Source organism: Acrocarpospora pleiomorpha, assembly GCF_009687885.1.
In the GTDB taxonomy this organism is placed as follows: domain Bacteria; phylum Actinomycetota; class Actinomycetes; order Streptosporangiales; family Streptosporangiaceae; genus Acrocarpospora; species Acrocarpospora pleiomorpha.
Window position 1 is genome coordinate 17432 of record NZ_BLAF01000055.1, and the last position, 11872, is coordinate 29303.

The window sequence follows — 11872 nt, forward strand, 5'->3', positions numbered from 1 at the left end:
ACGCACGTGACCCAGACCGTCTATCAGGGGCATGTGCGCGGGGGGTGGACAACCGCGGGGAATCAGACACTCCAAGACGCGATCGACCGGAGCATTCCGGCCCCTGCTCACGTCCTGCGCCAGGCGCTGAGCAGTTCCTCGGGGCCGTACGCCGCCTGGAGCCCGGAGCAGCTGGTCCCGTTGCGGGAGACCGCCACGAGCGGTACCGGATCGTCGGTGATCGCCGCCCGGTGCTTCTGCAGCGCGGCCAGGTCGTGGCTGTCGAACGCGGAATTCTCCAGCCACTTGATCGAGCCGAGGAAGAGCAGCTGCTTGGCCACCGGTTGCCGGTCGGCGCCCACCAAGTCGATTTCGACGTCATTGCTACGGGTCCAGTACCCGCCGATCGCCGGGGTGGCGGGCAGGAGCCCGTCCGGCAGGAGACGGGCGAGGGATTCCCGGATGAGGGGCTCGATCGCGCGGCCCCGCCAGCTCGTCCACTGCTCCTTGATCCGGCTCAGAGTGAGATCTCCCCTCATCCGCTCGATCTCCGCCATGTGCGGATCCAGAAACGCGAGCCAGAACCGCAGGTAAGGATCGGCCACTCGGTAGCGGCGTTCCTTCGACAGCCGCAGCGAGACTGGCAACTCGGCTGCCACCACCCGTTTCTCGGTCAGGACATCCGTAGCTCGAGTGAGAGTGGTGTGGGCGATGCCGCCGGCGGCGCGCGCGATGTTGGTAAAGGTGCGCTCCCCGGCTCCGATGGCCCGCAGGACTTCCCTGCTCATCGCCTGCGGTGGAAACTCCGCGGCCAGTGAGCGCTCGGCGGAGACCAGCAGCGCCGAGATGGGGTTGTCCAGCGAGTCGCGGAGGAACTCCCAGACGTCCGCTCCGGCCTGCCATTCCGCGCAGATCAGCGGGAGGCCGCCCGTGATCAGGGCGGCGTCGAAGGCGGCCGCCGGCGCAAGGCCGAGCATCTCGCCGATGTCGGCCGGGTTCAGCGGCCCCACGACCATTTCCCGGCCACGCTGATGGAAGGGGCGGTCGTAGCTGTTCAGCGCCTCCATCATCGACAGGTCGGATCCGACCAGGAGGAGAAGTACCGGCTTGCGGCTCAGCAGGCGGTCCCAGGCCCGCTGGAGCATGCCCTCGAAGGCGTCGATGCGGTCCATGAGATACGGAACCTCATCGATGACGACCACGCTCGGGCTGTCATCGGGCAGGATCTTCGCAAGCAGCCTGAATGCCGAATTCCACTGCTCCGGGGTCTCCTCCGAGAACAGTCCTCGCTCCGGCAGCGTGGATCTGGCGACCGCGTCGAGCAGCTCCGTGAGTTTGTCCTTCGCCGTACCGCCCGCCGCGGTGAAGAAGAGGTTCGGCGTCTCGGTGCGCCGGAGGAACTCCTCGACAAGGCTCGACTTGCCGACCCGCCGCCTTCCCCGCATGAGGATGCATTGACCTGGTCTGGCCGACCCGGTGGCATCGCGAACTGCTTGGAAAGCGTCGCGGAGCACGTTCAGCTCCCGGCCCCGCCCGATGAAACGACGCATGGCACGCCCCCGTAGCCGATAGTATCGATAGAGATACTATCGCCATCGCTACCATCTTGGCCGTATCGGGGGATGGCGTTGTGCGGTACCACGAGATAGGTGTCGGCCACACACATCCAGCCGGAGGTGAAGCAGCTGCGATGGATGCGTTCGGTAATTTGACAGTTACTCATGCGGACCTGTTCAATAGGCGCGAACCCGCCACCGGCTTCTGGTCGAGTGGTTGCAGGCCCCGCCCAGTGGACGGGGCCTCACTTTTTCCTCACCAGCCGGTGTTGGATTTCGCCTTCGCTGTTCTGGAGCTTCGGAGCGAACTGGTCGGCGGCAACGGCCCTCTCCTTGAGCTGCCGGAAGAAGACGGGCGGCACGGCCTGCAACTGCCAGCTGGCTTGCGATCGAGCCCTGTGGATTGAAGATCACTACGTCCACCCCGTAGTCGTGACAGGCCATCCAGAAGGTTCCGTTTCATCTGGTTGCGCGGTGCCCCGGGATGGGCCGGGGCACCGCGTGTTGGTTTAGGAGAGGCGGACTGGTAGGGGAGTGGCGCCGAGGGTGGAGACCTCGACCTTGGTGCGGGTCTGGGTGGTGAAGCCTGGCTTGGAGATCGTCAGGGAGTAGGTGCTGGGCGGGGCGGTCAGGCGGTAGTAGCCGTTGGTGTCGGTTGTGCCGGTGATGCCGCCGCCGGCGTCGACTGTGGCTGCGGGGATGGCCGCGCCGGCGGTTGTGGTGACGCGGCCGATGATGGTCGGTGCGGTTACCGGGCTGGCGCCGATGTCGATCGTCAGCACGGTGTAGGAGTGGGCGGGGAAGTTGTAGTCGAAGCTCGCGCCGACTCCGGTGATGGTGCTGGTGGTCGTCTGGATCAGTGTCGGATTCTGCCAGGTGTTCTGGTCCAGGTATGCGGCCGAGTTGACGGTGTTCACGGTCGCGGTGGAGCCGATGGTGCCGGCTCCGGTCAGGTTGATGGTGGAGGTCTGTACGGCGGACGGGTCCCGGTTGACCACCGAGATGTAGAGCTTTGTCCCGTCCGCTGAGCGGGTGGAGGTGATGTCCAGCATCGGGATGTTGGCGCGCGCCGGCAGGTTGCCCAGGGCCGGTGCGTTGTACGTCGGTCCGCTCAGGCCGGTCGGCAGCAGGAGCGGGCCGTGCCGGTCGGCGGCCAGTTTCTGCACCAGGTAGCCGGGGGTGACGAAGCTGCCCCGGTTGGCCAGGCGGATGGCGCTGCCGTCCCAGAAGTTCACCAGGGCAGAGGCCGCGTTCAGTTCGTTGACGTCGGCTCGGCGCATGAACAGGTTGAGCAGCCCGGCCTCCTGCAGGGCGCCTTCCACGGTGCGGGTACGGCGATGCTCCTCGTTGAAGTACATCGCGTTGTGCTCCGTCACGGCGATCTTGATGTCCCGGCCGCCGCCGCTGGCGAGGATCGTGTCGGTGGCGGTGTTCATGCGGTCCGCGATCACCGCCGGCGCGCCGACGGACGCCTGGTAGACGGATGCGCTGTTGTACTGGGCCGGCAACGGCTGCGGGCTGTAGTAGTGGATGGACAGGTGATCCATCCGGCTGCCCGACGTGGTCAGGACCGTGGTGTTCCACGTCTGGTCGTTGTTGGTGCCGTCACCGCCTTCGGCGATGAACGATATCGTCGCGTCCTTGGCCGCCATGGCGTCGCGGAAGGTGTTGTAGCTGGCGGCGTAGTTGGCCGCGGACGTCCAGCCGGGGGTCCACGACCCCCACACCTCGTTGCCGATCTCCCATGTGCGCACCGCCCACGGCTGGCTGCGTCCGTTGGCCGCACGCTGCGCGCCGTACGGCGTGCCGGTCGAGCCGTTGGTGTATTCGACCCAGTTGGCCGCGGTCGTCGCGGTTCCCCTGCCCCAGTTGACGTTCAGGTAGACCGGGATGCCCAGCGCGTCGCCGAGGCCGAGGATTTCGTCGGTGCCGACGTCGTTGGTCATCCACAGCGCGTCCCATTGGTTGTAGTGCATCGGCGGGCGGTTGTCGCGAGACCCGATGCCGTCGGTGAAGGTGTAGCTGTCGGCGATGATGCCGCCTGGCCAGCGGATCGCCCCCGGTTTGAGCGCGGTCAGGTGGTCCACGAAGTCCTTCCGCCAGCCGCCGAGGGTGACCTCCGCCGAGTTGAGCGGCATGACGCTGACCATGTCGATCCACAGGGTGCCGGTGCTCGCCGTACCGATGAAGAGCTTGGCGTAGGGATCGGTGGTCGACGGGGTGAGGGTGGCGGTGAACTTGGTCCATCCCGCGCCGACGCCGCTGAAGGTGGTGCTCGCGTAGGCGGGGTAGGACGGGCTGTCGCCGATGTCCGGTCCGAGGGTGACCGTCACGGGTGTGCTCAGCCCGGATTGTTTGAGGTAGGCGCTGACCTGGTACTGGCGGCCGGCGGTGACCGCGATGGCGCCCTGGCTGACGCCCTTGCGGCCGGTGGTGTGCTGGGTGATGTCGACGCGTTGCGCGTAGGCGCCGTTGAAGCCGGACCGGTCCTGTGAATAGGTGGCCTGGTCGGCGTGGCCGTCCTCGGTCCAGCCGTCGGTGCGCCGCCAGGTCAGGTAGTCCCACGTGGTGACCGAGGTGCCGAAGCCGTACAGGAAGGCGGAGTAGTCGCCGTTGGGTACGGCCGCGGTGTTGGTGAGGCTGTGCACGAGCCGGCCGTTGGCGAAGAAGTTCACGTTCCTGCCGGTGCCGTTCCACCGGCCGACCTCGATTCTCAGTACGGCGGGCAGGCTGATCGCGGGGCCCGTCCACGGGGTCACGCCGTCCCCGAACACGCGCAGGGTTCCGGCCTCGACGCCGAACTCGAGGTATTTCGAGAAGTCGCCGCGCCCTGTTCCGCCGTAGATGTTCAGCAGGCCGTTGACGCCGGTGACGGAGTCGAGCTTGGCCTCGACCGTGTAGTCGTAGACGTCGCTCTCGCCGACCGGCGCGGACATGATGCCGTAGCGGCTGTTCGCGGCCCCGTTGATCACCATTTGGCTGTTGGACATGCTGGATGTGCCCCAGCCTCCGGCGAGGGTGGAGTTGGTCCAGGCCGCGCTGATGCCGGGGCCGCCCTCGAAGTGGTTGTCCCAGCGGTCGAGCATGTGCACCTGGCGGACGTTCACGTAGTCCCAACTGGTGGTCGAGGTGCCGAAGCCGTACAGGAAGAGCCGGAAGTCCGGTGCGGGCACGTCGAAGCGGGTGGCTAGCTCGTGCACCTTCACGCCGTTGACGAAGAACCTGAAGAGCCGTCCGTTGGACCAGTAGGGACTGATCTGTACGGTGAACGTGGCCGGCAGGCTGACCGCGGAGCCGGTGAAGTTGCCGGTGCCGTCGCTGGTGAAGACGCGGGCGAGACCCCCTTCAACCCCGAATTCCATAAATTTCGTGAAATCTCCGGCACCTGTGCCGCCGTAGATGTTGAGCAGGCCGTTGACGCCGCTGACGCTGCTCAGCCGGGCGTCGATCGTGGTCCAGTCGACCGCGCTGTTGCGGATGTAATCGGAAAGCACGCCGTACCGGGAATTCGCGCCGCCGGTCACGGTGACCTTGCCGGCGGACACGGAAACCGACCCGTTCGTGGCGCCCTCGAGCCTGGTGGGCGTCCAGCGCGGGGACAGCGCCGTCCCCTCGAAGGCGTCATAGGTGGCGTCCGGGGTCTGCGCCAGGTAGTCGGCGGTGACGGTGCCCGTCCAGCCGTACAGGAAAGCACGATAGGTGCCCGGCAGCATGGTGAAGCCGGACAGGGTGTGCACCAGGGTGCCGTTGTAGAAGAAGTCGAGGGTGCGAGCCGAGCCCGCCAGCCCCGACACGTCGATCCGCAACGTCGCCGGGGTGGTCGCCGCGCCCCCGACCCAGGTGGGTTGCCCATCGGCGAACACCTTGAGCAGCCCGCCATCGATGGCGAATTCGGCGAAATGGCTGAAGTCCCCGGCGCCGGTGCCGCCGTACACGCTCAGGATCGCGTTCGCGCCGGTGTAGGAGACGATCTTCGTCTCGACGCTGACGGTCGCATACCGGGTGTCCGGCACCGTGTTGCTCATGATGCCGAACCGGCCGGGCGTGCTGCCCGCCACCGCGACGTTCCCGCCGGCGACCGTGACGGTCCCGGCGGGCGCGGTGTCCAGGCTCATCGGCTGCCATTTCGAGGCGTCGAGCGTGGTGCCGGTGAATCCGTCGTAGAGGGTGCTGCGCGCGGAGGAGACCCGTTCGGTTTCGAACGAGCGGTCCTTGACCCGTTCGGCCCAGGCCTCGTTCATCCCGTCCGTCGCCCATTCCATCATCTGGCCGGTGACCCCGGGCTGGACCACGCCGACGGGTGCGGAGGCGTCGATGGAGATGGTGTTGGCGCCGGCGGCACTGGCCGAACCAGGCACGGCTATCGATGTCGAGACAATGCAGAGGATGAGCAGGATTCGTAATCGGGCGCGCATGACCAACTCCTTCGGTTGGGGGATTCAGGCGATGGGGTGAGCGAGCCGGAGCATGGTCCAGGAGGCCGGGGGCAGCGGAGCCGTCAGCAGGTGGGAGCCGTCGATGGCGGCGCCGTTACCGGCGCGCGGCGCGACCCGCTCGGGCGCGTCCGCGGAGTTGCTGTGGAGCAGCTCGCCGGGAACGCCGCCCAGCACGAGGTGCTCGATGATCCGCATCCCGGGCAGGGCGCGCAACGCGGCCTCGAGCAGGACGGTCTCGGTCTCGCTGCGATTGACGGCGAAGATGGTGACATAGCCGTTCTCGGCATCATGGGTGGCGACGACATCGGCGACCGGCACGTCGCCGTGCCGTGCCGTGTCGTAGGTGGACGTGATCGGCTCGACGCGCAGCACCTCGCCGCGCGCGTGCCGGGCGGTGAGCGCGAACGGGTAGAAGATGGTCTGCCGCCAGGCCGGGCGATCGGGTTCGGCGCGGATGGGCGCGATGATGTTGACCAGCTGGGCCAGGCAGGCGACGCCCACCCGGTCCGCGTGCCGGAGCAGGCTCATCATCAGCGATCCGACGACGACCGCGTCCTCGGTCGTGTACTCGTCCTCGATGAGCCGGGGAGCCTGCGCCCACTCCAGATTGGTGTGTCCGGCGAAGCGGCTCTCGTACCAGATGTTCCACTCGTCGAACGAGAGCATCAGCTTGCGCCGTGACCGCTTCTTCGCCGCGACGTGATCCGCGGTCGCCACCACGCCTTCGATGAAGCGATCCATCGCCAGCCCGGAGGCCAGGAAGCTCGCCCGGTCCTCGCCGGCCTTCTCGAAGTACGCGTGCAGCGAGATGTAGTCCACGTAGTCGAAGGTGTGGTCGAGGATCGTCGCCTCCCACGAGCCGAACGTGGGCATGCGGTCGTTCGAGCTGCCACAGGCCACGAGCTGCACGCTGGGATCCACCTGCCGCATGGCTTTCGCGGTCTCCGCCGCCAGCGCGCCGTAAGCGTCCGCGCTCTTGTGCCCGACCTGCCACGGCCCGTCCATCTCATTGCCCAGGCACCACAGCTTGATGCCGTACGGCTCCGCCACGCCGTGGGAGACGCGCAGATCCGACCAATAGGTGCCACCGGGATGGTTGGCGTACTCGAGCAGGTCACAGGCTTCCTGAATGCCGCGCGTGCCCAGGTTGACCGCCATCATGGGCTCCACCTCGGCACGCCGCGCCCAGGTCATGAACTCGTTGAAGCCGAACGCGTTGGTCTCAACCGACCGCCAGGCGAGGTCCAGCCGTCGCGGACGCTGCTCCACCGGACCGACGCCGTCCTCCCACCGGTACCCGGAGACGAAATTCCCGCCGGGGTAGCGGATCACGGTCACCCCGAGCTCGCGGCTCAGCTTCAGCACATCCTGCCGCAGTCCGTCGGCATCGGCCTCCTCATGGCCTGGCTCGAAGATTCCGCCGTAGACGCATCGGCCCATGTGCTCGACGAAGGAGCCGAACAGACGCGGGTTGACGGTGCCGATCCGGAACGCGGGATCGAGCGTGACGTGGCAAGTGAGCACGGATATTCCTGTCCTTGATTATTTGAGGCCGGTCGTGGCGATGCCCTGCACGAAGAATCGCTGGGCGAGCAGGAAGGCCACGGCCAGCGGGGCCAGGGAGATGGCGGCGCCGGCCATGAGCGCGGCGTGGTCGACGCCGGACTGGCTGGAGAAGAGGGTCAGCGCGGACGGCAGCGTCCGCATCTCGATCGTGCTGGACACGACCAGCGGCCAGAGGAAGTCATTCCACAGCGCCATGAACTGGATGACGAACAGCGACGCCAGCGCGGGCTTCGCCAGCGGCATGATCACCCGCCAGTAGATCTGGAATGAATTGGCCCCGTCGATGTGCGCGGCCTCGTCGAGCTCGCGGGGGAGCGTCAGGAAGAACTGGCGCAGCATGAAGATGCCGAGAGCGCTGGTCGCCCTGGGGATGATCAGACCTTGGAAGGTGTTGAGCCAGTCCAGATCGAACAGCGTCAGGAACACGGGGATCAGCGTCACCTGGAACGGCACCATCAACGTGGCCAGGATCAGCAGGAAGATCGCCTGACGGCCGCGGAACCGCAACCGCGCGAGCGCGTATCCCGCGAGCGAATCCAGGAAGACCAGGATCACGGTCGTCCCGCCGGCGAACACGAACGTGTTGAACACCAGCCGCACGAACGGCAGCTGGGTGAGCACCGCGTGGTAACCGTCCAAGCTGAACGTGCTCGGCCACAGCTGGGCGGGATCGGCGTAGAGGTCGGCCGGCGTACGCAGCGACACGCCCACCATCCACAGGAACGGCAGGATCGTCGCCAGCGCCGCGACGATCAGCACGAGCCACGAGACGCCCGCCGCGGTACGCCGGAGCACCCCGCGACGTGTATCAGCCGCCATCGTGATTCCTCGCGATCCGCAGCTGGATCATCGACACGACCAGGATCAGCACGAAGAGCACCCAGGCGATGGCGCTCGCGTATCCCAGCCGGAACTCGACGAAGCCGCGCTGGTAGAGATAGGCGACGATGGACTCGGTGTGAAACAGCGGCCCGCCCCCGGTCATCACATAGACCAGGTCGAAAAGCTGGAGCGAGGTGACCGTCGCGATGACCGTGGTGAACAGCAGCGCGGGCCGCAACTCCGGCAGGATCACCGCTCTGAACTGCTGCCACCGGCCCGCGCCATCCAGCTTGGCCGCTTCGATCAGCTGATCCGGAACGCCCTGCAACGCGGCCAGCAGCACGATCATGCTGAAGCCGACACCCTTCCAGATCCCGACGCCCATGACCGTCACCAGCGCCAGGCTGGTGTCGCTGAGCCAGCCGGGACCGGTCATGCCCGCCTTCTCCAGCCACGCGTTGACCAGGCCCACCTGCGGATCGAGCAGGAACTTCCAGACCACGCCGACCACCGCGAACGACGCCACCGTCGGGAAGAAGAACGCCGATCGCAGCAGCGACGACAACCAGGTGGTACGGCGCAGCCACATCGCCAGCGCGAGCCCGGCCACCACCTGCCCGGCCACCGTCACCAGGGTGTAGACCCCGGTGACGGTCAGCGCGTTGCGGAACCGCTCGTCGGCGAACAGTTCGAGGTAGTTGCCCAGACCGACCCATTCGTGGGTCTCCTCGCCGACCGTCCAGTCATGCAGGCTCATCCAGCCGGAGCGCAGGATCGGCTCCGCGATGAAAACCGCGATGATCAGCAGGCTGGGGGCCAGATACACGTACGCAGGGTTCAACCAGCGCCGCCCGGTGAGCGTGGCCGTTGTCATTCCCGATTCCTTTCAGGCACGATGCGGTCCGGTCCACCGCTCGGGCGGCGGACCGGAAGCGTCGGCTACGCCGTACAGCCGGTGATCTGGTTGATCGCCTCGGCGGCGGACCGCGCCGCGGCCTCGACCGGCTCACCTCGCGTGATCTTGCCGATCAGCGGCACGTAGACGTCCGCGTCGATCTTCGGCGAGGTGGGCAGCCCGGGCAGGTAGAGCCGGGCGTGCGGCAGTCCCGCGGCGAAGGGCGCCACGACCGGGTTGCTCGAGGTCACATCGGTGCGCACGGGCGGGAAGCCCGAGGCGTCGGAGAAGGCCGCCTGCGCGGTCTTCCCGGTCCACCAGCTCAGGAATTCCAGCGCCTGCGCCTTGTGCTTGGTCGACTTGCCGACCGCCAGCGGCACCGTCGACGCCAGCGTCACGGGACCCCCGGCGCCCACCGGGACCGGGGCGATCCCGAGGTCGATCCCGGCCTCCTTGAAGCCGGCCGCGGCCCACGGGCCGTTGATCTCCATCGCCGCCTTCTTCGCCGAGAACAGCGTGTCCGCGTCGGCACCCGTCTGGCCGATCGGGCTGACCTTGTCCTTCACGACCAGATCGGCCCAGGTCGTCAGGGCCTGAACGCTGGCGGGCTGGGCGATCGTCGCGCAGCCCTTCGCGTCGACGATGTCGCCGCCGTTCATCCACTGCAGGATCGGCCACATCTGGATCGTCGCGTGATCGGCCAGCGAGATGCCGTACTGGGTGACCTTGTCGCCCTCGGTCTTGGTGAGCTGCTTGGCCGCCGCGGTGAACTCATCGGCGGTCTTCGGCTCCTGGAGCCCCGCTTCGGCGAACATCGCCTTGTTGTAGTACAGGACCAGCGTGGCCATGTTCGCCGGGGCCGCGTAGAGCTTGCCGTCGATCGTGAAGGCCGTGTTCACCGCGGCGGGGAAGGTGCCGGCGTTCAGTTTGCCGTCCCCGGTGCCCACCGCCTCGTCCAGCGGGAGCAGCGAGTTCGTCTTGACGTAGTTGAACAGCACGCCGGGGTCGAAGTTCGGCGTCGCCAGATCGGGCCCCTGGCCGGTGGCCCAGGCTCCGGGAAGCTTCTGGGCGATGGCGTCCCACGGCTGCACGTCCATGGTCACCTTGATCTTGGGGTGGCTCGCGTTGAACTGCTTGACCAGGTTTTCGTAGGCGGGGCGGTCCGGGCCGGTGAAGCCGGTCCAGAGGCTCAACTCGACCACCGCGTCGGGGTCGGAGCTCGTGGCCGTCGAGCCGCATCCCGTCGCCAGGAGGATTCCGGCGACGAGGGCAGTGCCAATTTTCAGCGAGGATCTCATGAGGTTGACCTTCCGTCCCAGCTCAGCACCGGGGGGACTCGTACGGCAGAGCCGTATCAGATCTGTGTTGCGCCGCCAGCCCCGCGCTGGCCTGCTTGTCCGGGGTCGGGCTGAGGACATGTTCCATCGTTGGAACGACGTTGTAAATACCTCTGTTCAGTCTTGTTACATCGTTGTATCGTCAAGCCTGACACAGCTGCCCCCCAAGCGAGGATCATCGATGGCCGTGACATTGAAGGACGTCGCCGCGCGCGCCGGCGTCTCGGTCAAGACCGCGTCGAATGTGGTCAATGGCTACTCCTTCGTCGCCGCCGACAACCGCCGCCGGGTTCAGGAGGCCATCGAGCAGCTCGGCTACGTGCCCAACATCGGCGCGCGCAACCTCCGGCGCGGTCGGACGGGATTCCTCACGCTGGCCGTACCCGAGCTGACCAACCCCTACTTCGCCGAGCTCTGCGGGCTCGTCATGACCGCGGCCGCCCGGCACGACTGGACCGTGCTCATCGAGCAGACCGCGGGTGCCCGCGAGCGCGAGCTCGCCGTCATCAACGCCGCCCACCGATCGCTGGTGGACGGCGTCATCCTCAGCCCGATCGGCATGCATCCCGCGGACCTCGCCGCGGACAGCGCCACGAACAGTCCGCTCGTGCTGCTCGGAGAACGGGCTCTCGGGGCCCGCGTCAACCACGTCGCCATCGACAACGTCAAAGCCGCCGAGGTCGCGACCGAGCATCTGATCGGCCTCGGCAGGCGCCGCATCGCGGCTATCGGCGACCAGCCCGGACAGAACGGAACCGCGATGCTGCGACTCGCCGGTTACCGAGGCGCCCTCCGCGCGGCCGGCCTGCCGGACGACCCCGCCCTGACCGTGCCGACGCCCACCTACAGCCGCGCCGAGGGCGCCGGAGCCATGCGCCGCCTCCTCGACGGGCCGAACCCGCCGGACGCGGTCTTCTGCTTCAACGACCTGCTCGCCATCGGAGCGATCAGCGCGGCCCGTGATCGCGGCCTCCGGGTCCCCGCGGACCTGGCCGTAGTGGGGTTCGACGGAATAGAGGAGGGCAATTACAGCGCCCCCCGCCTCACCACCATCGCGCCCGACAAATTAGCCATAGCCGAAGCGGCGATCGACCTCGTCAAGCGACAACTGGACCACGACGGCCAGCAGCCACAGGACGTCACGGTCCCGTTCACCCTCGAAATCCACGAGAGCACAGCCCCCTGACCCGTCGTTGATCGCGCGTGCGCCGGGATACTTCGCCTTCAAGGAGAGCGGGATGGGCGTCGCGGCGGGCGGTCTGCCTGCTTGCGGTTCTCCAG

7 protein-coding genes are annotated in these 11872 nt (G+C 67.4%); 1 reads left to right on the forward strand and 6 read right to left on the reverse strand.

Annotation, left to right across the window (positions count from 1 at the left end):
• Positions 1–107: 107 nt before the first annotated feature.
• From Aple_RS37435 to Aple_RS37460, 6 genes are all read right to left on the reverse strand, one after another.
• Complete coding sequence (locus Aple_RS37435) at positions 108–1529, reverse strand: ATP-binding protein (protein ID WP_155349496.1); 1422 nt, start codon at positions 1527–1529, stop codon at positions 108–110.
• 515 nt (positions 1530–2044) lie between these two features.
• On the reverse strand, positions 2045–5950 hold the full coding sequence (locus Aple_RS37440; protein WP_155349497.1) for an alpha-L-arabinofuranosidase family protein: 3906 nt from the start codon (positions 5948–5950) through the stop codon (positions 2045–2047).
• Between the two features lie 24 nt (positions 5951–5974).
• The gene (gene arfA, locus Aple_RS37445; RefSeq protein WP_246265021.1) at positions 5975–7495 is read right to left on the reverse strand and encodes an arabinosylfuranosidase ArfA; all 1521 of its coding nucleotides are present in this window, start codon (positions 7493–7495) and stop codon (positions 5975–5977) included.
• An 18-nt stretch (positions 7496–7513) separates the two neighbouring features.
• Positions 7514–8356: a carbohydrate ABC transporter permease gene (locus tag Aple_RS37450; RefSeq protein ID WP_155349498.1), complete on the reverse strand. Its 843-nt coding sequence runs from the start codon at positions 8354–8356 to the stop codon at positions 7514–7516.
• A complete protein-coding gene (locus Aple_RS37455) occupies positions 8346–9233 on the reverse strand; it encodes a carbohydrate ABC transporter permease (protein WP_155349499.1) in 888 nt (295 codons plus the stop codon). The genes Aple_RS37450 and Aple_RS37455 overlap by 11 nt, the downstream gene beginning before the upstream one ends.
• A gap of 65 nt (positions 9234–9298) precedes the next feature.
• Positions 9299–10552 carry an ABC transporter substrate-binding protein gene (locus tag Aple_RS37460; RefSeq protein WP_155349500.1) on the reverse strand — a complete coding sequence of 418 codons (1254 nt, stop codon included), beginning with the start codon at positions 10550–10552 and terminating at the stop codon, positions 9299–9301.
• 220 nt (positions 10553–10772) lie between these two features.
• On the opposite strand from Aple_RS37460, the gene Aple_RS37465 reads away from it, so the two are divergent.
• On the forward strand, positions 10773–11777 hold the full coding sequence (locus Aple_RS37465) for a LacI family DNA-binding transcriptional regulator (protein WP_155349501.1): 1005 nt from the start codon (positions 10773–10775) through the stop codon (positions 11775–11777).
• Positions 11778–11872 lie beyond the last annotated feature (95 nt).

Bases quoted from the DNA above. Each gene is read 5' to 3' on its own strand.
- Aple_RS37435 (WP_155349496.1), bottom strand. From the start codon at position 1,529: ATGCGTCGTTTCATCGGGCGGGGCCGGGAGCTGAACGTGCTCCGCGAC.
- Aple_RS37440 (WP_155349497.1), bottom strand. From the start codon at position 5,950: ATGCGCGCCCGATTACGAATCCTGCTCATCCTCTGCATTGTCTCGACA.
- Aple_RS37450 (WP_155349498.1), bottom strand. From the start codon at position 8,356: ATGGCGGCTGATACACGTCGCGGGGTGCTCCGGCGTACCGCGGCGGGC.
- Aple_RS37455 (WP_155349499.1), bottom strand. From the start codon at position 9,233: ATGACAACGGCCACGCTCACCGGGCGGCGCTGGTTGAACCCTGCGTAC.
- Aple_RS37460 (WP_155349500.1), bottom strand. From the start codon at position 10,552: ATGAGATCCTCGCTGAAAATTGGCACTGCCCTCGTCGCCGGAATCCTC.
- Aple_RS37465 (WP_155349501.1), top strand. From the start codon at position 10,773: ATGGCCGTGACATTGAAGGACGTCGCCGCGCGCGCCGGCGTCTCGGTC.